This is a genomic window from Pseudoalteromonas sp. H71 (assembly GCF_001468485.1).
Taxonomy (GTDB): Bacteria; Pseudomonadota; Gammaproteobacteria; order Enterobacterales; family Alteromonadaceae; genus Pseudoalteromonas.
This window is the reverse complement of sequence record NZ_LODI01000045.1, coordinates 71130-93675: the sequence shown is the minus strand read 5'-3', so window position 1 is coordinate 93675 and position 22546 is coordinate 71130. Positions and strand designations below refer to the sequence as shown.

The window sequence follows — 22546 nt, the reverse complement described above, 5'->3', positions numbered from 1 at the left end:
GGCTTTTACATTTAGTAATGGCCACTTTTTAACTATGCCTTTCAGGTAACAAGTATGAACCAGCAAGATAAAAAAATAAAAACAGTGGTTGTCGTTGGTGGGGGTATAGCGGGCTGGCTAACAGCCGGTCGATTAGCGGCGCACCATAAAAGTAATACCCCGGATGGTCTTAATGTTGTACTCGTTGAATCTCCTAACGTACCAATTATAGGTGTTGGCGAAGGCACTTGGCCAACCATGCGCAGTACTTTAATAGCGCTTGGCATTAGCGAAACCGACTTTATACGTGAGTGCGAAGCAAGCTTTAAGCAGGGGGCAAAATTCGCCAAGTGGGTGGATGGCAGCAATGATGATTTTTATTATCACCCATTAGTTTTGCCACAGGGCTTTTCAAAAACAGATATGGCAGGCCATTGGTTAAATAACACCGCTGAGCCAGCATCTTTTTCAAATGCAGTGTGTTACCAAGAAGCTATTTGTGAGCAAGGGCTTGCTCCAAAAACAATTCGCACCCCAGAATACGCAGCTATAGCCAATTATGCCTACCATTTAGACTCTGCAAAATTTGCCGTTTTTTTACAAAAGCATTGTACGCAGCAGCTTGGCGTTAAACATATTTTAGCCGATGTGATGCAGGTTAATAGTGCTAATAATGGCGATATTGCAAGTGTTACCACAAAGCAACAAGGTGAAATTAGCGGTGATTTATTTGTTGATTGCACCGGCTTTTCTTCATTGTTATTAGGTGAGCATTATAAGGTGCCTTTTAAGCCGTGCGATGACGTGCTATTTATTGATACCGCCTTAGCAGTGCAAGTCCCTTATGATAATGAAGATGAGAGTATTGCATCTCACACAATCTCAACAGCGCAAGAAGCGGGTTGGATATGGGATATAGGATTACAGCACCGCCGTGGTGTAGGTTACGTGTATTCGAGTAAATACAGTAGCGAAGCTCAAGCACGAGAAAAGCTTAAAGCGTATGTGGGCGATAAAATAGAGTCGTTAACAGTTAGAAAAATCCCGATTAAAAGTGGCCATCGCTCACACTTTTGGCAAAATAACTGTGTTGCGGTTGGGCTTTCGGCTGGTTTTTTAGAGCCACTTGAAGCTTCTGCATTGGTATTAGTAGAAATGTCAGCACAGATGATCAGCGAACAGCTCCCCCATACCCGAGATATTATGGATATTACCGCCAAACGCTTTAACGAGACGTTTACCTATAGGTGGGAAAAAATAATCGACTTTTTAAAACTGCATTATATTTTATCAAACCGTGACGATAACGCATTTTGGCGCGACAACAGAGACCCAAAAACGATTCCTCAAAGCTTACAAGATCTAATGAAGTTGTGGCAATACCGTGCTCCTGCTGATCACGACTTTACAAGTAATAATGAGGTGTTTCCAGCGGCGAGTTATCAATATGTTTTATACGGTATGGGCTTTAAAAGTGATTACAGCACAACTGCCTATATGCTTAAAGACAATGTTTTCGCTAAAAGTCAGTTTGATAAAAATAAGAGCATGATAAACCAAGCAGTCACTAACTTACCCAGTAACCGAGAGCTGCTTAATAAAATCAAGCGCCATGGTTTTAGCGCTATTTAGCTTAAAAATTTACGCATAAAAACAATAAAGAGACACGCATGGAAAATTTAGTCGCATTAGAGCAAAGTGCTCATCAGCATATAAAAATAGACACACAAAAAGCACAATCACACGCTAAAAATCTTAATATGATCCCCGTAGTTATGGTGGAGCTTAGCCAAATTGCCGTTCAGCAGCCTATAGTTTTTGCAAAAAACTCAGAAACAGGCGAGTTTACACTCAATGCTTTATTAGGCTTTGAGCAACATGAGAACTTGTTTTATCAGCAATCACAGTGGCAGGGCGTATATTTACCGCTTCAGTTACAGCGTCAGCCATTTTTTGTTGGTGATACGCATGCGCAGCAAACGCAATACCCTGTGTGTATTAATTTGAATAGCCCTGCAGTAGTTGATAACTCTGCGCAAAGCGAAAATAATTTAGAACCAATTTATACCCAAAGCGCAGAAGAAAGTGGCTATTTTAAACAAATAAAGCAGTGTTTAGGGCATTTACTACAAGGCGAATTAGACAATAAAAAGTTAATCGCTGCGTTGTTAAAGTATGATCTACTACAGCCATTATCGCTTGAAGTAACGTTTGAAAATAACCAAAAAACAAAGTTAAACGGCCTATACACTATTAATCAAGACAAACTCGCACAACTTAATAGTGAGCAAATTACACTTTTACATCAAAGTGCTTTATTACCTGCTATTTATACAGTAGTAACCTCACTTGGCCAGATATATCCATTAATAGAGCGTAAAAATGCGGTGCTTAATTTAGCCGATGATTGATTTTACACTTAACAAAAATATGGCGTTACAGGTACACACTGTAGGGGAGGAAAAAACCCCAATTATTGTTATTGATGATTTTGTGAATAATGTAGATGCACTTATTAATTTTGCTGTGTTTTCTCAAAATGCGAGGGAAACATTTTGCACACAAGAAAGTGACTTTTACCCAGGAGTAAGAAAAGCAGCACCGCTTAGTTATATAGAGCAGTTAAAAGCGCTAGCGCCAATTATTAATTCACACTTTAATATGGCAGATAAAAGCGAGTTTGATGTAATACTTTCTGCCTTTTCAATTGCATGTACAGAGCCTGATAAACTCAGGCCAATACAAATGCTTCCCCATTTTGACACACCCAATATGAATCAACTCGCTATGGTGCATTTTTTATGTGATGAAACACATGGGGGGACTTCATTTTATAAACATAAAGCCCTAGGGTATGAACGTATAACAAAAGAGCGACTTATTCCTTATAGGCAAGCTATAAAGCAACAAGCCATGGCGCAAAAGCTTCATAAAAACCCACATTATATAACTGGCAGCACAGTTTTGTTTGAGCAAATTTCCAGTGTAGAGGCAAAGCTAAATCGAGTTCTTATATACCCAAGCAACTTATTACATTCTGGTAATATAAATGCGGCTAACGGTTATGCCTGCGATCCAATTAATGGGCGTTTAACTATTAGTAGTTTTGTAGTCATGTGCTGACTATTAATGTGTTGTTTGCAGCGGCTAGACGCTAATTTATATGATTATAAATTGATTTTTATAAATGGTTTTTAGAATTCATATATCTTAAAGTTATAAAAGGTGATTTATTGCCACCTCTTTTATGAAATAAAACGCTTTAAATTTACCCAAAACATTAACAAAAAGATGACAAAGATAAAATAATATTCTATTGTAAGAATGGTTGTATGTTTTTTGTTCTTTTTAGGGTGAGTGTAAAAATTAAGCTCTACTAAGTTGTATGTTTTCGCAATAAATATACATTTGTAATCTACCTAGTTATTTTAATTAAAAGGGATAATTTATGAAAAACAGTTTAGTTATTACATTAGCAGCAACAGTGCTTTTAGGCTGTTCAGCCACAAGCAATATTTCACTCAAAGAAAAAGACCAAGCATATGCAAAGTACTTGTCTGAAGAAAACTTAGCAGGTGAAGATAAAATCAATAGCTTTAGGTTTAAAGGTTGGAAACCACTTTCTGATAAATTCTTAATTATTTCAGCGGCACATAAAAAAGATTATTTGATTGAAACCCAGGGCACTTGCCATGACCTAAATGAATCTCATGGAATTGAGTTAAACCGATTTTCTAATTTTGTTATACATAAGGAAGGGGATTCAATTTCTACCATTGAACAACCTACAAAAAAATGTTTTATAAAATCGATTTACCCACTTACTGCTGGCCAAACGGAGCATTTAGAAAGTATTGGAAATCCTATCCAAAGTTGAATTTAATAACAATAATAGTTGACCTTTTAAGGTCAACTATTATTTAAGAAACGTTGAATAAACGCATTTTTAGTTCTAGATTTAAAATCAAAAGCGCATGCCAAGTTAATGTTACGCCTCGTAAATACCTAAATCATAAACTCTTCAAAGTACTCTTTTTGCAATTCTATAGTAAGCGCTTTAGGGCGAATGCCTTGTACAAGGCTGTATACCTCTTCTTTTGTGTAACCAGCCGAATTTAAAATAAGCGCAGCGACCAACCCTGTGCGGCCAGTGCCGCCTTTGCAATGTATGGCAATGGTTTGTTTTTGCTGTATGGCTTGTAACATGTCGGTTTTGTGGGTGTTCCAGCTTGATATAAAAGGCTGTTTGGGTGCTTCGTCGTCATTTATAGGTAAATGAAACCAGGTTATATCGTGCTTTTTGCACTCACTATTAATTGTTTGTACGTTGTTTTTTTCAAGCTCCTTTTGCGGCATAAGTGACAGCAGCATGTGAGTGCCAGCCGCCTTTAATGTAGCGATTGAATCAGCAAGGTTTTGCGTTTTTGTACCAGGGCAAGGCGTAAAAATAATATTTGCGCCGTTATTGAGTGATAAAACATCGTACGGGTGCGCGCTCATGGTAAGTCCTTTATTTTTAATAAATTTACTTTTATACGCTCACTATAGCGTGTTTTAGTTACAAGTTTAAGATTGAATAATAAGCACAAATGCTAGATACTGTTTTTATATACAGTTGTGGCGATGTTATGAAAAAAGAATTACCAGCAAAATACTATTTAGCGCATTTTAGAGAGCTTATTGAGTTTGTAACAAGTAAATGTATGCATTTACTTGAGCCTAAACATAGTGAATTTATTTGTAAAATTAACCAGCTTGATGAACAAAGCCAATGCATGTTGGCACGTGTGTATTCGCGCAAGCCTTATTTAGTGCAGGCACAATCGCTCAATTATGAAGAAATAACCTCGCCGCATCAGGCTATTTATACCCTAAAAACAGTGGGTATTTTATATGAGCCAAACGCGCAGCATTACACGCTTCTTATAGCGCATTTAACTAAGCCCATGCTGGTGGAGTTGCTTAGTAATTACAGCGAGCAAGTAAGCTTTAAAAAAAGCGCAGCCAAAGGAGAATTAGTCACTATTGCGTGCCAATTTTTTAGTGAGCGCACAGATGATCTCGCCCCTTTATATAGTCAGTATGTCATTAATAACCGTGAAGATTATTACGAGTATTTTGAGTTTTTATTTGCAGGGCGCTTAAGTAGTGGCGATGTAAATCATCAAAACCGCTTTGTTATGCGCGATTTAGGGTTAACCGCAACCCGCGAAGGACACAGCGAGAGTTTGTCGCGCTTTAATACACTCGCTGAGGCGCAATCTAATTATGTTTTAAATCGTTACCGTTTAGCGTTTAAAAACATAGGCAAAACAGCCGGTAATACAAAAGATGAAACCTTGGATGACAAAACCCCTTACACCGAGCTTGCGCATTTAGTTTTAGCGCAACCGGCGCACGGTGCACAAGCGCACGACCTTAAAAACAAACTGCTGGTTAGGCTGTATAAACAACTTAAAAATACCGATAGCGAACTTGCCTTTAGCTTACTTGAAGGGTGCACCGATTATGCTGAAGCCCAAGAAATTCAAATAAGAGAGCAATACCGTTTAGGTAATAAAGAATGGGTAAAAGCGCAGCTAGAACAAATAATAGAAAACCCGCTCACTGACGATTTACTGTACTTTGCTGATGACTTTTTAATGCGTAAGTTTAATAAACAAACGCGTTCGCGCTTAAGCACTATGCTGGCCGACACCCAATGTGTGCTTGAAATTGACGAAATTTACCGAGGCGATGTAGAGCAAGGCGTAAATGAGCATTACAGTGCAAAAGGGTTAACGGTTTTTAATACCGAAAACACCTTATGGCAAAGCTTATTTGGTTTAGTATTTTGGCACGAGTTGTTTATAGAGTCGCCGTACCCGCCGTGTAATGAATTTGATATTTACCCGCAAGTTTTGCAGCTTGGTAATTTTTATGAAGCACAAAGCACGCAAATTAACGCACGTTTAAAAAGCTGTAGTACTAATCAGGCGCTGCTTAATTTGGTATGTAAACATGCCGCGCAATACTTTGAGCAGCCCAACGGCTTATTTAGATGGCGCAGCAATTTATTAGAGCCACTAGAGGCGCTTATTTTAAACAGCCCGCTTGAAGCATTAATTGCGCATTTAACGGCCATGAGCAAACAGTATTTGCAGCTAAAAGATGGCTACCCCGATTTAATGGTGATTAATAATGGCCAGGTACATTTTGAAGAGGTAAAAGCCCCGGGCGATAAGCTTAGGCGCAACCAACTTACCACTATTGATAATTTAAAAAATGTAGGCTTTACGGTACATATTGCCGCAGTTAAATGGTTTGTAGACCCAAACCGTGTTTACAGTGTGGTTGATATAGAAACCACCGGCGGCTTAAAAGGCGGTAACCGTATTACCGAAATTGGCATTGTTAAAGTGCAGCACGGTAAAGTAATTGATACCTGGTCGACACTTGTTAACCCGCAGCGCCATATACCCGGCTTTATTACTAAGCTAACCGGCATAAGCGATAGTATGGTTTACAATGCACCTGTATTTGCCGAGATAGCACAGTCACTATTAGATAAACTCGCAGGCAGTATTTTTGTAGCTCATAATGTAAACTTTGATTACGGTTTTATAAAAAAAGAGTGCGAGGTTGCAGGGCACTTTTTTAAAATGCCAAAAATGTGCACCGTGGTTGAATCGCGCAGAGCGTTTAAAGGGCTAAAGTCGTATTCGCTTGGTAACCTTAGTGCGCATTTTAATTTAAATTTAACCAGTCATCACCGTGCATTGGCCGATGCAACTGCCACTGCTGAGCTTTTATTGCTGATACAAAATAGTGAAACGCTAACGCAGTAGCGTATTATCTTTTTTTAAGTGTATGAAACTTAAATAATAAATAGTTTTATTATAAATTTTTAATTTATTTTGGAATAAAGTGTTTTTGTAAATCGTCTTCTTTATGTCAATCCGACAAACTAGAGGACAAAACAATGACTAAATTAAATAAAATTGTAAGTGTAATGATGTTAAGCGGTGTGTGTACTTTTACAGGTGCAGTGCAGGCCGTTGATATTGAAATATCTCAGTCAACGTCGGCGCAGCAACAAACATCTACATCTATTGCGCTTTCACAAAACGGTTTAACAGCCAGTGGTAGCAATAACACAAACGTATCTAACGATATACTAGTAACGGCTGATGACTCGCAAGATACAGATTCAACGGCGAATAATACGCAAACTCCAGCGCAAGAAAGCAGCGAGGCCGCAGAGCCTGCAAATTCAATAGTTGCATCTGCAAGCGGATCTTTAAATAACGCATTAAATGCATCGGCATCGTCTTTAAATGCCACAGGCAATACCACAGTTAATACAGCGCTTGATGCAACATCGCAGTTAACCTCATCGGCAGGTAATTTAACGACGGCTGTGAGTCAGTCGTCATTACTTTCTGTTACGTCTGATCAAGGCGCTCAGCCTGATACAACCGATACACCAACAGATGCCTCTTTACTTTCAAATGTGAGTAGCGCTTCCGATTCAGTAACACAAGCTGATGCAACAAATGCGCTTAATGCGGGTGAGCTTACAAACCAATTAGCAATGACTAGTTCGGCTGCAAACTCAGTGAGTTCTGCACTGCAAGTGGGTGATGCAATTAATACCAGTAATGAGGTAGTAAGCAGTGTTCAGCAATCTTTAATTGCCAATGTGCAAGATAGTACGGTTAGCAGCTTACAAAGCACAGTACAACAAAGTGTTAGCGGGCAGGTGAGCGCAGCGGTCACGGATCAAATTAGTAACGATGTAGCACTTAGCACCGCAAGTGAAGTAGTAACTAACATTACTAACGATTTAGACCTAGGTCTTTAATACGGCCTAAGCGTATATGCACAAATGCCGAATAGGGAAACCTATTCGGCCTGTTGGAGAATAAATATGAAAGCAGTTATAACCGCCACATTGTGTGTTTTTAGTGCCCAAGCGGTGCTTGCACAAACCAACCACGTTAAAACACCTGAGCAAAATAAACCCTTTAAAAGTAGCCTTGAAGTAAATGCAGATGCAGAAGTTGGGGTATTAAGTAACTCGGCGCTCTCTGTTCAGGAGCTTGACGATATTTCGTCGCAAAGCGACAGCGGCATAAAAACCGCAGCAGGTGTTAATGCAAAATGGCAATTAACTAAAAGCGCTAAATTAACCTCAAGCTATAAGTTTGAACAACAAGACTACGATGAGTTTGATCAATACGATTTAGACCTTCATCAATATGGTTTAGATGGCAGCTACAGCTTTAATAGCCATGAGGTAGGGGTTCGTTACGACGGCGCAAAAGCAAATGTAGATGGCGAAACATTTTTACATTTTAATCAAGCTAGTGCTTACTATGGCCACTTTTTAAACCCACATACGTATTTGCGTACGAGCATAAAAACCAAAGCTAAACGTTTTGCTACTGCAAAAGCACGTAATGCCGATGGTGTAGGTGCCGATGTAGCGCTTTATCATTTTATAAATAATGGCCAAACCATGCTAATGGCAGCGCTAAGTGCTGATAAAGAAAACGCCGACGACAACCAATATGACTTTAATGGCTACGGTTTTACTACTAAAGTTACGCACAAATTTACGGCCTTTAATATGGCTAACAAAGTGGGCGCAGGCTGGCGTTATCAAAATAAAGATTACGATGAGCAAACAACGAATGAATTTTTTGAGCAAATACCGTCGCGAGATGAGCACCGAAGTATCGTTAATGCGTTTTATAACCTAGCTGTGTTTGAGCACGTAACACTCATAGCCGAGGCTGAATATGGTGATTACCAATCAAAGCTTAGTAGCAATACCTATACTCAGTCGGTTTTATCGGCGTCAGTTAAAGTGCACTTTTAGGTGGGTAAATGGCACCGTAACCAAAGGTGGTGTCTTTGCCTTGCTCGCCTAAATCTTTGGCAAGTGATGTAAGCTCGTTAAGTGCTTTGGTTTTATTATTACCATGCTTTAACAATAAACAACTTAATGCCGCGCTTACATGCGGCGCCGCCATTGACGTACCCGACTCCCTTCCAAATTTTCCATTGCCTTGGCTTGTAACAACATTTACACCAAAGGCTGCAAAGTCTATGTAATCACCTTTATTTGACCATCTATAAATTTGGTTTTTTGAATCAATAGCACTTACCGCTATCACGCTTTTATACGCGCCTGGGTATAACGGCTGCGACGCCGGCCCTTGGTTACCAGCAGCAGCTACAATTAACACGTTTTGTTTTATTGCAGCAGTAATACTTGCTTCTAAAACTGCGTTATTTGGCCCCGTTAGGCTCATATTTATTACGGGTATTTTATTACTAACTAGCCAGTTAAGTGCCTCTACTATGGCAAATAAAGTAGCCCCTTGTGCATATTCAGATTGCCTATAAAACACCTCTGCACTGTAAAGCTTGGCACTGCCTAAAAGCGGGCTAAGTTTTGCTCCTTTACCCGTAATTAAGCCCGCTATGGCGGTGCCGTGCAAATTTGGCGAGCTTAACCCTTTAGGTAAAAAGCTTTGCGTGGTGATATTTGTACCTTCAAAAGCACTGTGTTTGGTATTAATGGCGCTGTCGATCATGCCAATTTTTACGCTTTGTGTGCAGTAGGGGGTAATAGAGTTATTTGGTGTTACTTCTGCGGTAGGCTCGCCTGTTTGCGCTTGATATATGTGGTTTCGGTCAAGTATTGCAGACTCATCTAAGTTAAGCACTTTTAATAACTCATTTTTAGAATTAACACCTTGGGGCACGTTAAAGCGCACTAAGCTCATATTAAGTGCGTTGTAATTTTTTACCGATACGATGGTTACATTTTGCTGCTTTAGGGTATTAAGTTGTTGGTTATTTGCCATTAATAACCATTGGCGCTCTATTGCTCTAAAGCCGTTTTCTAGCTCTACTTCAACAAATGCAGTGTTTTGGCTATTTATATTAATGTTAAGCACATTGGGTAAGCTGCTAATTGGCTCACTTATTTGCGCTTTTAGTTCATCAATTGATATTTGTGGAACAGGCACCGGAAGCGGCAGGCGCTGTGCACGCTCTATAGTTTGTTCAATACGCTGCTCTATAGGGTTTAGCTGCCCAAGCACCTGATCGACTTTTACTATATTGGCTGAGCTCGTTGCGCTAAATATGCAAAGCGAGGCGACTATTATGTATTTAACGCGGACTTTTTTCATGTTCATAGTGGGTTACTTTTATTAAATTTATCATGCTAGTTAGTTAACGTTTAACACATAAAAATATTTCATTATTCAAATTCTTTTGATTATTTGGGAATAAATGTTTTTTTGAATCGTCTTCTTTATAAAAGGGGTAAAAATCAATGAACGAAACATTAAAAACCTTATTGCCCATGCTTAGGCGCTTTGCCTATTCGCTGACGGGTAGTAAAGCAGATGCAGACGATGTAGTGCAAATAACAATTGAAAAACTATTAGTAAAAGGCATTCCGGATGACGTTGAGCCGGCTAAATGGGCATTTAAAATTTGCCGCAATGTGTGGATAGACGAATACCGCTCACGCAAGGTAAGGCAAAATACGGCACAGGCCGATATATTACCAGAGCCAATTACAAGTAATGAGCAACAAACACTTGAAAACAAACAAATGCTTAAAAATGTAAATACAGCACTTGGGCAATTACCCGAAGAGCAACGCGCCATAGTATCGCTAGTGGCAGTGCAGGGCATGGCCTATAAAGAAGTAGCACATACGCTAGATATACCTATAGGCAGTGTAATGAGTAAATTATCGCGAGCACGCAGTACTCTTTATAACTTGATAAAACCCGACTTTAAAAAGGAGCAAGTATGAACATTAACGACGAAACACTTAGCGCCTTTTTAGACTCAGAGCTCAGCGAGCACGAAATGGAGCAAGTGCGTAAAGCCCTTGAAACCAATGATGAACTAGTAATGCGACTTGCAGAACTAAGCGAAGTAGACATGCTAGTAAAAGAGCACGCAACACGTATTGACGACGCACCCCTTAGTGACTCATTAGCTAAAACGGTTGCAAAGCTCGATACGCCAACGACTAAAAACACGTCAAATAGCAATGTAGTGGCGTTAACGCCTTGGCAAACGGTTAAGCAATCGGCTAATAAAAGCTTAGCAATAGCTGCAAGCATTGCCGTGGTATTTGGTATAGCAATGACTAGCTATTTACAGCCTCATAACGCACAAAACTTATTCGTGGCTAGTAATACAGCCTCAGCGCTTAACACACAGCTTAGTAGTAGTGTGTTTGAGCAAAGTGATGGCTCAGTATTTAGCGCGCAGCTTAGTTTTAAAAATCAGCAAGGTGAGCTTTGTAGGCAGTATGTACTAAGTTCAAACAATACAACGCAAACAAGCATTGCTTGTAAAACACAAAGCGGTTGGCAAATTAAAGCGCAAACAGCCGCGCAGCAAAGTAATAATGGCGCGCAATATCAAACGGCGTCTAATAACAGTGAGTTAGATACTGTTATAGACAGCATGATCAGCGGCGCACCACTAGATAGAGCGCAAGAGCAGCAAGCAATTAGCGCAAAGTGGCAGTTAAACAAATAATAATGTGTATAAAACGAGGTGAATTATGAAAACATCTATTTTAATTATCAGCATTTTACTTATGGCGGGTTGTGCTTCTAAACCTGATTACCGCGCCGCGAATAATGGCTCACAAGGTTACAGCGAGCAAAAAATTAGCGACGATCAATACCGAGTAGAGTTTAAAAGTGTGTCAAATAATGTAGCCGATGCCGGTGATTATGCATTATTACGCGCAGCTGAGCTTACCCAAGCGCAAGGCTACGACTGGTTTGTTGTAACTAACAAAGAAACCTTTGTTGAGTCTAAATCGCAAGCCTCCACGTCATCTATTAGTGCATCACAAAGCCAGCAATATGAGCGAAGCTGCGGTTTATTAACCTGCGAAACACGCGCACGCCCAACAAGTAGTGTAGGCGTACAGGTAAGCAACCATGATAAACGCAAAGAAGTGCACACCCTTATTGATATTAAAATGGGCAAAGGTATAAAGCCAAACGAGAACAGCTTTAGCGCCCAAGACTTAATTGAAAACTTAAGCAAAAAAGCACAAAAGTAAGCGCTTTGTAAAAGCACTTAGCGTGTTTTAGCTAAGTGCTTTTTTCGTGGTAAAAATCCAGTAACCAGCATAGTGCCCACAATGACAAATAATGCGCCTAGTAACGTATTTGGCCCAATTTGCTCATCTAAAATTAAATGCCCCCAAAAAATGCCAAATAGAGGAATTAAAAACGTGACCGTTAAAGCAGAGGTTGGGCCAATATCGTCAATAAGTTTAAAAAATAGAATATAAGCAAGCGCTGTACACACTACGCCAAGGGCTAAAACGCCGAGCATAACGTGGGTGGTTGGCACTTCACGCATTGGCATAAATAAAATAAGGGGTAGTACCATAAAACTCGCTGCCCACATTGAGCCGTGTGCGTTATCGAACGGTGCAAGCTTTGGCGCATTTTTAGTGTAATGGGATGCAATGGCATAACAAAGCGAAGCGCTTAATGCTGCTACTATGGCGATTATTGATTGGCTATTTAATACAAAATGATTTTGCCCAACTAAAATTGCCACGCCTATTAAACCCAGTAGCAAACCTAAAACCATGCTTTTTGTGGGTTTGGTTTTACTCCAAATAATACCCACCACCGCGCCCCAAATGGGGGTTGTAGAATTTAAAATAGATAACGTAGATGCGCTAATAGTTTGCGCAGCGTACGCAAATAATAAAAAGGGAAGGGCAGAATTAAGCGCACCAATGATAAAAAAGTGCTTGGTGTGTTCAGTAAACGCCAAGCGGCGTTTTAAGTACAGTGCAACTATAAATAGTGTAACTGCGGCAAAGCCAACTCTAAACTCAATTAATACTGCAGGCCCTAAGCTGTTAGCCGCCATTCGCATAAATAAAAATGACGCGCCCCAAATTGAAGCCAGAAAAAATAATCTAAGTAAACTTGCTAAGCTCATGATAATATTTTAGTTATACGATTAGGGGTATAGAATAACAGGCTTTGCAAAGAGTGTAAGCCAGATCCGGTACTCGCATATTAAAAATAATAAAGGACGAATTATGGTTAGACATCTGTCAGTTGCGGCAGTTTTGGCACTGAGTTTATTAAGTGGGTGTGGGTCAACCCTAGTTAATTTATACAGCGACAATACAATGAAGAAAAAAGAATACAATGGGATTAAAGCGTATAAAAAAGGGCTATACGAGCAAGCTTTTTATGATTTAAAGGAGCCTGCATCGCTCGGTTATAAAAGTGCGCAGTACACGCTAGCATTCATGTTCTTAAAAGGCCAATATTTAGAGCAATCAACCAAGCTTGGTATGGGCTGGTTAGGTGTAGCTGCAGAAGCTGGCGTTGAAAATTGGTCACAACAATATGATACTTTTTATGCTGCTGCAACAATAGAAGAGAAACAGCAAATAGATGCAACTGTTGCATTGTACATTGAGCGATTTGGTGTTGAGGCTCAAAAAATGACGTGCCGTAGGTCAACAACAGCTAGGCGTACATTTGGCGAAATTAAAATTGATTGCAGTAAACGTGACGCTGCTGTCACTGTGTATGAAGTAGACACAATTGAGTGAAGCTAGTTGTTAACTAGCTTCTTTTCAAAGTCACTTTTTACTATATCGAGCGCTTTTAATACTTCTTCGGGCTCTACATCGTGCTGCTCTAATATCATAATTAAATCAACAGCAAGTTTAATATGCGTTGGGGCTTCCTCAAGAGGCTTGGTCATTTAAATTTTTCTTTTTAGATATTTGACTAATAGCCACATCAATAGCTGTTTGCACACGTTCTTCCATATGTATGCGCTCAGCTTGTGGTAAATAAAACGCCATATCAACGTCGTAACGAATGTAGCGAGGTGGAAGTTGGTTTAATACAGTACAGCAAAAGTCAGCCATAACGTCGTCATCATATTTTTCGTCGAGTTTTCGTTTTATGATTTCTTCAACAACAATCTTTTCGTAATAGTTATGTATATCGTCGTGTAATCGCATGTTCCTACCGCTTTGTTATGTTCCATTTAGATAAGTCTATACTAAGGATTGTTATAAATCGATAGCCGCTTTAAATAGTTGTTTGTGGACGTTGATTAAGCTGTCTAAATTACGCTGATAACCGCCGCCTAAAGCACACATAAGCGGAATGTTATGTTGCTTACAAAAATTAAGTACAAAGTAATCTCGTTCATAAACGCCTGTTATAGATACATTTAATAAACCTAACTCGTCCTTCGTATAAATATCTGCCCCCGCGTTGTATAAAATAATGTCTGGTTGATGAATGCTTACACACAGCGCGAGCGCGTGTTGTAATGTGTCGAGATACTCATCGTCGCCAGATTTAGCGGGTAGAGAAAAGTCGTAATCAGATTGCTGTTTTAAACGGGGAAAATTTTGCTCGCAATGAATTGAGCAAGTAATAATGTTTTTATGGCTTTGCTGGTTAATAATGTGTGCTGTTCCATCGCCTTGGTGCACATCGCAATCAAAAATTAGCACCGTTTTGGCTTTATGGGTGTTTAATAGGTGCGCGGCTGCTATGGCTAAATCGTTAAATATACAAAAGCCACTGCCGTAGTCACCATAGGCATGATGGTAACCACCACTTAAATTACAGGTTAGTCCGCTTTTTAAAGCCTCCGCTGCTGCTTGAATACTTCCACCGACAGACAGTAATGTACGCTCAACTAGTTGAGCCGAATAAGGGAAACCCATCTTTTTAATCGCTTTATCAGATAAGTTACCGGTTAAAAAATTATTTATATATTGCGTACTGTGGCATAAGGCCAATTGCGAGAGGCTTGCCTTGGTGGGCTGCATGAATGCGGTTGGCAAAAAGCCTAAGTGCTCTATTTCGGTTTTAAGTCGCTGATATTTTTGAATTGGAAAGCGGTGCTTTTCGGGTAAAGGTAAATTTGAATAAAGAGGGTGGTAATATAACTGCATGAAAAAGCCCTAACGGAGTTGTTGTTTTTCCACTTGTTGTATTTTGTCTTCGGTGGCTGAAATGGCTTTTCGGCATCGACCCAAGCGTGCGTGAGTACTTAAAATTTCAAGGTTAAGCTTTTGGGCTTTTGCTGGCGATGCTTTTTCCATTTGCATTTTTCGCTCTTCTATCATCAGCATTAAGCGGCGTTCAAATTCATGGTTTTGTTTTAACTCATCGTAAAGCTCGTGGGAAGACTGCATCACTTTTTTTACAGCTTGCTTATAAACAGCTTGTTTTGGGCGAGGTTTAAACCGACTTTTATTTTCTTTTTCCCAAATTGGCGTTGATTTAATAACATTGAACACGGCCTGAACCTGCGATGAAATACGCTCTAACGCATAGGTGTATGCATGGCGGTGATCGCTTGGTGGTAAGCTTGCTACTTCTTCTTCTATTTCGTTAACGTAATCAACTAAGCTCATACTTTTAGTTTGAAATACAGCGCGGTCAAATAGGCTAGGCTGTGCTTGCATATAGCGATTTTTAGCAAATAATTTAGCTCTATCAAATTGCTCAGCTTGTTGCTTAAGCGAAGTCACTTGTTGTCGTAGCTTGTCTAATGCATTTACTTGCATGTTAAAAGTAAGCCTCATAAATGAGTTTTAATGCTAAAAGTATAACCATGGTATTAAAAACAGGGCGTATAAATTTACTACCAAACCTAATTGCAGAGTGCGCACCAAACCAGGCTCCTAACATAATAAAAAAGCCCATTGTTATACCAAGCAAAAAGTTTACATGCCCTAAAGCTACAAAGGTTATAAGAGAAATAAAGTTAGACACAAAGTTCATAGAGCGGGCTAAACCGCAATTAAGAAGCAAGTTCATTTTATAAAGCATGCCGTTAGACGCGGTCCAAAATGTGCCGGTGCCTGGGCCTGCTAATCCATCAAAAAAACCGAGTGCTAGGCCTTGGACCCACTGCTTTACTTTCATTGCATTGTTGAGTTTTGGTAACTCATCACCTTGTGTGGTGCTCAAATTTCCAAATAAGCTGTAGCAGGCAACAACAATAATTATAATTGGTAGCAACTTATTTAAAAAGTCGATGCTTAAATAATCAACAATAACCGTACCTAATAGCGCGCCTATTGCGGTTGCAATAATTGATGCCAACCAAAACTTGGGGCTAAAAAGGTTTTTTTTGTAATAGGTAAAACTTGCTGTTAACGAACCAAAGCTCGCAGCGAGTTTATTAGTACCTAATGTTAGGTGCGGTGGTAAACCGGCCGTAAGTAATGCGGGCACGGTTAACATGCCACCGCCACCGGCTATTGCATCTATAAAGCCTGCTGCCAATGCAACAGCACATAAAATTGCCCAAGTTGTCGGGTCGAGTGCGAGTTCAAACATTAATAGTCTATTTGTCTTTTAAATGGTGGTAGGGTGTCGAGCATGGCTTTACCGTAGCGTTTGGTTACTAAACGCCTATCAAGAATAGTAATACAGCCTTCGTCACTCTCTTTTCGCAGCAGTCTACCACAGCTTTGTACCAATTTCTTAGCAGCATCTGGGACTGTAATTGTTAAAAACGGATTACCGCCTTTGCTTTGCACAAATTCTGCTTGCGCTTCTTCTATTGGAGAGGTAGGCACAGCAAAAGGGATTTTTGTGATAATGAGGTTCTCTAAATATTTACCAGGTAAATCAAGACCTTCTGAAAGACTTTGCGTACCAAATAAAATACTACCTTTACCGCTATCAATATTTTGGCTGTGTTTTTTAAGCAGTGCTTCTCTCGACATCTCACCTTGTACTAATAAGTTAAAACCTTTTGTTCTAAGAAACTTTGCTACATGGTCCATTTGCCAGTACGAGGCAAACAAGACTAAGTTTGCCTTTTTAGTGCTTAAATACTCTGGCAAAGTGGTTGCTAAGTGATTGCTAAAGTCTTTATCGGTAGGTTCAACTTTAGACACAGGAATGCGTAATGTTGCCTGTTTTGGGTAATCAAAGGGCGAGGGAACCTTTATAAATTTAACGCCTTCCTCTTTTGCTAAACCACTTTCATAAGCAAAATGGTCAAACGAGCCAAGTGCACTTAATGTGGCAGAACATAAAACAGCGCCGGCGCACTCGTTCCAAAGTTTGTCTTTTAGGTAGTAGCCTACTTCAATGGGGCAGTCGCTTAAAAGGTGGTCATGATGACTTTTGTATTCAAGGCGTTTTATCCAACGTGCGTGGGGTATGCCTTCTCCTTTGTTGGCATAACTAAACCATAATTTATTTAGTTGCTCTAAGCGATTAATGTAGTGACCGCTTTCAGCAAGAATAGGATCGGCAACATAAGGTTTTATGTCGCCGTCGCTCACATCTTGTGTAAGGGTGTCGTGCATTTTATTTAAACAACGTAGTGCATCTTGTGTGGCTTCGCTTATATCTTTTGCTTTGCTGTGAAGCGACTTGGGGATTTCACCATGTTCAAAACGGTATGTGTCGTCTTTTGAATATTCAAAGTCAGCATTATCAAGAATATCTCTCACTACTTTTAGATCTTTATTTGCATCGTTTATACTATCGCAAAGCTTAAAGTTTTGACCTATGGCTCTTTGTCCTACTAGTGTTTTTGCCATTTTTCCGCTGAATTTAGTGAGCTTATCGAGCCATTCTATTGTGCCTTTAATGGTTGCTGCAGCAGACGAAAAGTCGCGTGTTATATGGGCTAAATGGTGTGCTTCATCAATTACATAAATAGTGTTGTCTGGTTCGGGTAAAATTTTACCACCGCCTAAATCTAAATCAGCCAGTAGCAAAGAGTGATTAATGACCAACACATCCATTTGCATAAGTTGTTGGCGAGCTAATTGAAATGGGCAAGTCAAATGCGCTTTCATTTGACGTTGGCAAGCATGCTTGTCGCAAGCAATTAAATTCCAAACTCTGTCGGGAATTGTATCTGCCCAGCTATCTCTATCGCCTTGCCATTTTTTATTTACGTAAGCATCGTATAGCTCTTGCAAGCATTTGCTTTCCATATCACTCAATGGAGAGGTAAGCGTTGGCATAAAGTCCATTTGAGTTTGGCTATCACCATTAACAGCATTATGTAGTTTATGGGCGCAAATATAGCGGTGGCGTCCTTTAACTAAATCAAACTTAAAGTCGAGCCCAGAATGTGTTTTAAAAAAAGGCAGTTCTTTTGCAATTAATTGCTCTTGCAATGCCACTGTAGCCGTAGAAATTACTAGCTTCTTTTTTTGTGCCAATGCTAAAGGCAAGGCTCCCAAACAATAAGCAAGTGATTTACCGGTACCTGTGCCAGCTTCTATGACGCAAATTCGTTGTTTTTTGTGATACTCACCAGCTAATGTTTTTGCAATTTCTGCAACAAGGTAATTTTGACTGCTGCGCGGCCTATAATCATTCAGGTTTTTAGCCACATGCTGATGCACTTGCCTAATAGTTTTTTTTAGAGAGTCAGAAAGCATGGAATGATTTGCCTAAAGTATGTATATAATTACAGTGTGTATATTAAGTGGGATCGTGCATTGACACAAGCAATCTATCAGGGCTTTATTTTATCAAGGCAACAATATTCGTCTAAACATAGTGAGGGGATCACACTATGCTATTGGCTTGCATCCGATCACGGCCCAATTAAAGTTGTTATTGAAAATCAGCAAGCTGTGTTTTTTATTTCACAAGAACAACAGCAACATGCCCAGCAGTTATTAGATAAAGCACGTATAAGTGTTAATTTTAAAACAGTTGAAATGAGTCACTTTAGCGGCAAAGCCTGTGTTGCCTGCTATTTTAACAATACCAGCAGTCTTTATAAGGCACGAACATTATTTGAAAACACCATAACTATTTACGAGGGTGATATTCGCCACAGCGATCGCTTTTTAATGGAGCGCTTTATTAGAGGTGGTGTTTGGGTTACTGGAGATGTTAGTCAAAAAAACGGCTTTTTACTTATACAAAACGCAAAGTTGAAAGCAAATACAGATTACACGCCCAAGCTTAAGTCGCTGTCATTAGATATTGAATGTGATGGGGAAGGCGTGCTGTTTTCAATTGGTCTTGTTGGGAATGGACTTGATTGCGTTTTAATGATTGGCGAACCAAACAATCATAGTGAACAAATCAACATTGACTGGTGTTTAGATGAGCTTGAGTTACTTACAAAGTTACATATTTATTTAAGTAATAATGATCCCGACATTATTATTGGGTGGAATGTTATAGAGTTTGATTTTACAGTACTTAATGCCCGTGCTGAAGCGCTTGGAATTTCCCTTAAATTGGGCAGAGATAGCCAACCAATTAATATCAATACGGGGCACTATACACGCCTTACGTTGCCAGGAAGATGTGTTGTTGATGGAATTGACACTTTAAAAAATGCGACTTACCACTTTGATAATTACTCTTTAGGGAACATTGCCGAAAAAGTATTAGGTGAAGCCAAACTAATTCAATCAGACAACCGGTTAGGCGAAATTATTCGTCAATTTAATGAGGATAAACTAACTCTAGCGGCTTACAACCGCCAAGACTGTATTTTAGTTAATCGTATTTTTACTAAATTAAACTTATATGAATTTGCTATTGTTCGCACACAGCTAACAGGTCTAGAGCTTGAACGAATGGGTGGCTCTGTAGCTGCTTTTACTAATTTGTATTTACCCTTGCTGCACCGCAGTGGTTATGTAGCCCCTAATTTAGGCGACCATGGCTTATCTTTTGACAGCCCAGGTGGCTACGTGATGGACTCATTGCCTGGGCTTTATAAAAATATTCTGGTTTTAGATTTTAAAAGTTTATACCCCTCTATTATGCGCACTTTTTGTATTGACCCTCTAGGATTAATAAAAGGGTTAAATGCTCCTAATGATGCAATACAAGGCTTTAATAATGCAGTGTTTTCTCGTAGTGAGCATCATTTACCAAAGCTAATTGAATACCTAACTAAAACCCGTCAAAACGCCAAAGACACCAACCAACCAATGTTATCGCAAGCAATTAAAATTATTATGAACAGCTTATATGGTGTGCTTGGGTCGAAGGGGTGTCGATTTTATGATCCTAGATTATCAAGCTCTATTACATTGCGTGGCCATGAAATTATGCAAACTACGCGTAAATGGATGGAAAAGCTTGGGTACAGCGTTATTTATGGTGATACGGATTCTATTTTTGTAAAAGTGGACGACAATTTAACTGCAATGTGTTGCCATAAAATTGGTAATGAATTAATGGCTCATATTAACCATAAATGGGATCAATATATAGCAACGCATTTTAATTTAAAAAGCTATTTAGAGATTGAATTCGAAACCCACTACAGCCCCTTTTTTATGCCTACTATTCGGGATAAAAAAACGGGTTCTAAAAAGCGTTACGTCGGTAAAACAACAATAGATGGTGAATCTAAAATAGTTTTCAAAGGAATGGAAACTGTTAGAAGCGACTGGACGGAATTTGCCCAAGAGTTACAAAAAGAGCTGTTTGAAGCCTTATTTGATTCACACTTTGAAATTGCTCAACTTGACGAAATAGTAAAAGATTATACCAAACGATTGTATAGCGGAGAGTTTGATCAAAAGCTTGTTTACAAAAAGCGCCTTGGTCGACATTTAAACGATTACGAAAAAAATATCCCGCCTCATGTACAAGCTGTAAAAAAGTACAAGGCAGAGCATCCTGACTTTGAAGTTAGACGCGGGCAAATTATAGAGTACGTTTATGCAATTAAAAGCGCGGAGATAAGTACAGGAAAAAATACACTCAATTACCCATTATATCAACAGAGACAGCTGGTTCCGATATCGGCAGCAATATTTGATGCTTTAGCAATAGATGATAAAAATAACAATCAGGGGCAACTTTTGCTGCCTGATTTTTGAGCTTTTTGCTCAATAAATTTACGTTAAACGACAAAACCAGCAAAAGTTAACATTTTAATTAGAAGTAAAAAAAGCAACATACTGTTAATGCATTTAATTTAATTTGTATATTTTTTTGTTTTTTAACAGTATGTTAGATTTAATTTTTTTCTGGTGGAATTAACGTTTAGCTATTTTTAGTAATTAATTATTAACGCAACGTTAATTCCTTGTTGACCTTGCTCTTTCACTAGTATTATCATTGAAGGCACAGTCATTGGGGTACTTGATACGTTTTGTACCGCTAGACTGAAAAAATTATAATTAATAAATGTATTCCTGGGAGAATCAAATGTTAAATAACAAAGTTTCAAAAGCAGTTCGCTTAGCGATCGCTTTTGGCGCAGCATCTACAGCTGCATTTTCAGCAAGTTCTTTTGCTGCAGAAGAAGATTCTGCAGAAAAAGTTGAGCGTATTGAAGTAACTGGTTCACGTATCAAACGTGTTGACATGGCTGGTGATTTACCAGTAACAGTTATCGACCGTACTGCAATCGAGCTAAGCGGTGAAACTTCAGTAGCTGATTTATTACGTAACACTACATTTAACAGTCTGGGTTCGTTCCGTCCGCAGTCTGGTAGCTCTGCTCAAGGTGCTACTACAGTAAGCTTACGTGGTTTAGGTTCTGATCGTTCTTTAGTTTTAGTTGATGGTCGTCGTTTACCTAAGTCAACTCTTACTGGTTCAAGCCAAGATTTGAACTCAATCCCTATGGCCGCAGTTGAGCGTGTTGAAATCCTTACCGATGGTGCTTCTGCACTTTACGGTTCAGATGCTATCGGTGGTGTAATTAACGTAATTTTACGTAAAGATTTTAATGGTGCAGAAGTTACTTTAGGTTCTGGCCGCATTGAACATGAAGGCGGCGACCGTGAAAATGGTTCTGTACTTTTCGGTGCTTCTTCAGACAACTCTCGTGTACTTGCTGGTGCATCTTGGAGTGGTCGTGACATTGTTTACGCTCGTGACTTCCCATGGTACAGCCCAGGTGGTTCAGTTTATTCAAATAACTTCACAACATTCACAACTACAGATGGTGAAAGAGCAAGTAATTTTGATTTCTTCTCTCCAGAAGCTACATGTGAAGGCGTAGGTAACGAGAACTTTTACCGTATTGGCGCACGTTGTGGTTTTAACTTCGCAGCAGTATCTGCTGATGAAGCGTCAATCAAAAACCGCTCAGCTTTCGTTAAAGCCACTTACGATGTGAACGATGACTGGAGTATTTACACAGACATCAACATCGCACAAACTAAATCATTTGGTCGCTATGCTCCAGGCTTGGATACAACAGCATACGATGCATCACCTGATACAGTATTTATCAGTGCAGATAGCCCTAACAACCCAACTAACCCTAACAGCCCAATCTACGATGCTTCTCTAGAAATGGAACAGCAAGGTCTAGATTTCTGGCATCGTTTTGCTGCGTTAGGTAACCGTGACAACAGATTATCTACAGAGCTTAAAGATATCGGTTTTGGCGCTAAAGGTATGATTGGTGACGTTTCTGTTGAAACAGGTGTTCGTAAAACAATCAACGAAAGCCATAACGTAGGTACAGGTTACATCCTTCGTAGTATTGCTCGCCAATACATTAACGATGGTACTTACATGCTAAATGACCCGTT

General features: G+C 39.4%; 22 protein-coding genes. 13 read left to right on the top strand and 9 right to left on the bottom strand.

Annotated features, from left to right (window positions below):
• The first annotated feature begins 54 nt into the window (after positions 1–54).
• From ATS71_RS15800 to ATS71_RS15785, 4 genes are all read left to right on the top strand, one after another.
• The gene (locus ATS71_RS15800; RefSeq protein ID WP_058405680.1) at positions 55–1611 is read left to right on the top strand and encodes a tryptophan halogenase family protein; all 1557 of its coding nucleotides are present in this window, start codon (positions 55–57) and stop codon (positions 1609–1611) included.
• 38 nt (positions 1612–1649) lie between these two features.
• The gene (locus tag ATS71_RS15795) at positions 1650–2390 is read left to right on the top strand and encodes a SapC family protein (protein WP_058405679.1); all 741 of its coding nucleotides are present in this window, start codon (positions 1650–1652) and stop codon (positions 2388–2390) included.
• Positions 2383–3102 (top strand): DUF6445 family protein, encoded by a 720-nt coding sequence (locus ATS71_RS15790; RefSeq protein WP_058405678.1) that lies wholly within the window; start codon positions 2383–2385, stop codon positions 3100–3102. The genes ATS71_RS15795 and ATS71_RS15790 overlap by 8 nt, the downstream gene beginning before the upstream one ends.
• A gap of 325 nt (positions 3103–3427) precedes the next feature.
• Positions 3428–3856 (top strand): DUF6491 family protein, encoded by a 429-nt coding sequence (locus tag ATS71_RS15785; protein WP_058405677.1) that lies wholly within the window; start codon positions 3428–3430, stop codon positions 3854–3856.
• A 128-nt stretch (positions 3857–3984) separates the two neighbouring features.
• Here ATS71_RS15785 and ATS71_RS15780 read toward each other — a convergent pair whose 3' ends face one another.
• Positions 3985–4479 (bottom strand): phosphatase domain-containing protein, encoded by a 495-nt coding sequence (locus tag ATS71_RS15780; RefSeq protein WP_058405676.1) that lies wholly within the window; start codon positions 4477–4479, stop codon positions 3985–3987.
• Between the two features lie 89 nt (positions 4480–4568).
• Here ATS71_RS15780 and ATS71_RS15775 point away from each other — a divergent pair, with 89 nt between their 5' ends.
• The 3 genes from ATS71_RS15775 to ATS71_RS15765 all read left to right on the top strand — a co-directional run bounded on the left by ATS71_RS15775 (position 4569) and on the right by ATS71_RS15765 (position 8842).
• On the top strand, positions 4569–6806 hold the full coding sequence (locus ATS71_RS15775; RefSeq protein WP_058405675.1) for an exonuclease domain-containing protein: 2238 nt from the start codon (positions 4569–4571) through the stop codon (positions 6804–6806).
• 134 nt (positions 6807–6940) lie between these two features.
• Positions 6941–7822, top strand: coding sequence for a hypothetical protein (locus tag ATS71_RS15770; RefSeq protein ID WP_058405674.1), 882 nt, complete (start codon positions 6941–6943; stop codon positions 7820–7822).
• A gap of 66 nt (positions 7823–7888) precedes the next feature.
• The gene (locus ATS71_RS15765) at positions 7889–8842 is read left to right on the top strand and encodes a surface lipoprotein assembly modifier (RefSeq protein WP_058405673.1); all 954 of its coding nucleotides are present in this window, start codon (positions 7889–7891) and stop codon (positions 8840–8842) included.
• On the opposite strand, the gene ATS71_RS15760 is transcribed toward ATS71_RS15765, so the two are convergent.
• Positions 8826–10172 (bottom strand): S8 family serine peptidase, encoded by a 1347-nt coding sequence (locus ATS71_RS15760; RefSeq protein WP_058405672.1) that lies wholly within the window; start codon positions 10170–10172, stop codon positions 8826–8828. The genes ATS71_RS15765 and ATS71_RS15760 overlap by 17 nt on opposite strands.
• 140 nt (positions 10173–10312) lie before the next feature.
• Here ATS71_RS15760 and ATS71_RS15755 point away from each other — a divergent pair, with 140 nt between their 5' ends.
• From ATS71_RS15755 to ATS71_RS15745, 3 genes are read left to right on the top strand one after another with little or no spacing between them, the layout of a single operon-like run.
• Positions 10313–10804: an RNA polymerase sigma factor gene (locus ATS71_RS15755; RefSeq protein ID WP_058405671.1), complete on the top strand. Its 492-nt coding sequence runs from the start codon at positions 10313–10315 to the stop codon at positions 10802–10804.
• Positions 10801–11544: an anti-sigma factor family protein gene (locus ATS71_RS15750; protein WP_058405670.1), complete on the top strand. Its 744-nt coding sequence runs from the start codon at positions 10801–10803 to the stop codon at positions 11542–11544. The genes ATS71_RS15755 and ATS71_RS15750 overlap by 4 nt, the downstream gene beginning before the upstream one ends.
• A 25-nt stretch (positions 11545–11569) precedes the next feature.
• Positions 11570–12082: a CC0125/CC1285 family lipoprotein gene (locus ATS71_RS15745; RefSeq protein ID WP_058405669.1), complete on the top strand. Its 513-nt coding sequence runs from the start codon at positions 11570–11572 to the stop codon at positions 12080–12082.
• A 17-nt stretch (positions 12083–12099) separates the two neighbouring features.
• On the opposite strand, the gene ATS71_RS15740 is transcribed toward ATS71_RS15745, so the two are convergent.
• Positions 12100–12984 carry a DMT family transporter gene (locus ATS71_RS15740; protein ID WP_058405668.1) on the bottom strand — a complete coding sequence of 295 codons (885 nt, stop codon included), beginning with the start codon at positions 12982–12984 and terminating at the stop codon, positions 12100–12102.
• Positions 12985–13087: 103 nt separating this feature from the next.
• Between ATS71_RS15740 and ATS71_RS15735 the strand changes: the two genes are divergently transcribed.
• The gene (locus ATS71_RS15735) at positions 13088–13612 is read left to right on the top strand and encodes a sel1 repeat family protein (RefSeq protein ID WP_058405667.1); all 525 of its coding nucleotides are present in this window, start codon (positions 13088–13090) and stop codon (positions 13610–13612) included.
• Between the two features lie 2 nt (positions 13613–13614).
• Here the strand turns inward: ATS71_RS15735 and ATS71_RS18520 are convergent, their stop codons facing one another.
• From ATS71_RS18520 to dinG, 6 genes are read right to left on the bottom strand one after another with little or no spacing between them, the layout of a single operon-like run.
• Positions 13615–13767 (bottom strand): YbaM family protein, encoded by a 153-nt coding sequence (locus tag ATS71_RS18520; protein WP_082653639.1) that lies wholly within the window; start codon positions 13765–13767, stop codon positions 13615–13617.
• A complete protein-coding gene (locus ATS71_RS15730) occupies positions 13751–14032 on the bottom strand; it encodes a late competence development ComFB family protein (protein WP_058405666.1) in 282 nt (93 codons plus the stop codon). Before ATS71_RS15730 ends, ATS71_RS18520 begins: the two co-directional genes overlap by 17 nt.
• A gap of 51 nt (positions 14033–14083) precedes the next feature.
• On the bottom strand, positions 14084–14983 hold the full coding sequence (locus ATS71_RS15725; protein ID WP_058405665.1) for a histone deacetylase family protein: 900 nt from the start codon (positions 14981–14983) through the stop codon (positions 14084–14086).
• A 9-nt stretch (positions 14984–14992) separates the two neighbouring features.
• Positions 14993–15601 (bottom strand): primosomal replication protein, encoded by a 609-nt coding sequence (locus ATS71_RS15720; RefSeq protein WP_058405664.1) that lies wholly within the window; start codon positions 15599–15601, stop codon positions 14993–14995.
• A 1-nt stretch (position 15602) separates the two neighbouring features.
• Positions 15603–16379: a TSUP family transporter gene (locus ATS71_RS15715; protein WP_039038085.1), complete on the bottom strand. Its 777-nt coding sequence runs from the start codon at positions 16377–16379 to the stop codon at positions 15603–15605.
• A complete protein-coding gene (gene dinG, locus ATS71_RS15710) occupies positions 16379–18454 on the bottom strand; it encodes an ATP-dependent DNA helicase DinG (RefSeq protein ID WP_058405663.1) in 2076 nt (691 codons plus the stop codon). Before dinG ends, ATS71_RS15715 begins: the two co-directional genes overlap by 1 nt.
• Positions 18455–18514: 60 nt before the next feature.
• Here dinG and ATS71_RS15705 point away from each other — a divergent pair, with 60 nt between their 5' ends.
• Both ATS71_RS15705 and ATS71_RS19220 read left to right on the top strand, forming a co-directional pair.
• Positions 18515–20875: a DNA polymerase II gene (locus ATS71_RS15705; protein ID WP_058405747.1), complete on the top strand. Its 2361-nt coding sequence runs from the start codon at positions 18515–18517 to the stop codon at positions 20873–20875.
• 331 nt (positions 20876–21206) lie between these two features.
• A partial coding sequence (locus ATS71_RS19220; protein ID WP_235591512.1) for a TonB-dependent receptor plug domain-containing protein occupies positions 21207–22546 on the top strand: 1340 nt, incomplete at its 3' end.

Coding starts and splice junctions, on each gene's coding strand:
- ATS71_RS15755 (WP_058405671.1), top strand. CDS start 10,313: ATGAACGAAACATTAAAAACCTTATTGCCCATGCTTAGGCGCTTTGCC.
- ATS71_RS15770 (WP_058405674.1), top strand. CDS start 6,941: ATGACTAAATTAAATAAAATTGTAAGTGTAATGATGTTAAGCGGTGTG.
- ATS71_RS15735 (WP_058405667.1), top strand. CDS start 13,088: ATGGTTAGACATCTGTCAGTTGCGGCAGTTTTGGCACTGAGTTTATTA.
- ATS71_RS15780 (WP_058405676.1), bottom strand. CDS start 4,479: ATGAGCGCGCACCCGTACGATGTTTTATCACTCAATAACGGCGCAAAT.
- ATS71_RS15740 (WP_058405668.1), bottom strand. CDS start 12,984: ATGAGCTTAGCAAGTTTACTTAGATTATTTTTTCTGGCTTCAATTTGG.
- ATS71_RS15715 (WP_039038085.1), bottom strand. CDS start 16,379: ATGTTTGAACTCGCACTCGACCCGACAACTTGGGCAATTTTATGTGCT.
- dinG (WP_058405663.1), bottom strand. CDS start 18,454: ATGCTTTCTGACTCTCTAAAAAAAACTATTAGGCAAGTGCATCAGCAT.
- ATS71_RS15765 (WP_058405673.1), top strand. CDS start 7,889: ATGAAAGCAGTTATAACCGCCACATTGTGTGTTTTTAGTGCCCAAGCG.
- ATS71_RS15725 (WP_058405665.1), bottom strand. CDS start 14,983: ATGCAGTTATATTACCACCCTCTTTATTCAAATTTACCTTTACCCGAA.
- ATS71_RS15750 (WP_058405670.1), top strand. CDS start 10,801: ATGAACATTAACGACGAAACACTTAGCGCCTTTTTAGACTCAGAGCTC.
- ATS71_RS18520 (WP_082653639.1), bottom strand. CDS start 13,767: ATGACCAAGCCTCTTGAGGAAGCCCCAACGCATATTAAACTTGCTGTT.
- ATS71_RS15720 (WP_058405664.1), bottom strand. CDS start 15,601: ATGCAAGTAAATGCATTAGACAAGCTACGACAACAAGTGACTTCGCTT.
- ATS71_RS15800 (WP_058405680.1), top strand. CDS start 55: ATGAACCAGCAAGATAAAAAAATAAAAACAGTGGTTGTCGTTGGTGGG.
- ATS71_RS15730 (WP_058405666.1), bottom strand. CDS start 14,032: ATGCGATTACACGACGATATACATAACTATTACGAAAAGATTGTTGTT.
- ATS71_RS15790 (WP_058405678.1), top strand. CDS start 2,383: ATGATTGATTTTACACTTAACAAAAATATGGCGTTACAGGTACACACT.
- ATS71_RS15775 (WP_058405675.1), top strand. CDS start 4,569: ATGCTAGATACTGTTTTTATATACAGTTGTGGCGATGTTATGAAAAAA.
- ATS71_RS15760 (WP_058405672.1), bottom strand. CDS start 10,172: ATGAACATGAAAAAAGTCCGCGTTAAATACATAATAGTCGCCTCGCTT.
- ATS71_RS15795 (WP_058405679.1), top strand. CDS start 1,650: ATGGAAAATTTAGTCGCATTAGAGCAAAGTGCTCATCAGCATATAAAA.
- ATS71_RS15785 (WP_058405677.1), top strand. CDS start 3,428: ATGAAAAACAGTTTAGTTATTACATTAGCAGCAACAGTGCTTTTAGGC.
- ATS71_RS15745 (WP_058405669.1), top strand. CDS start 11,570: ATGAAAACATCTATTTTAATTATCAGCATTTTACTTATGGCGGGTTGT.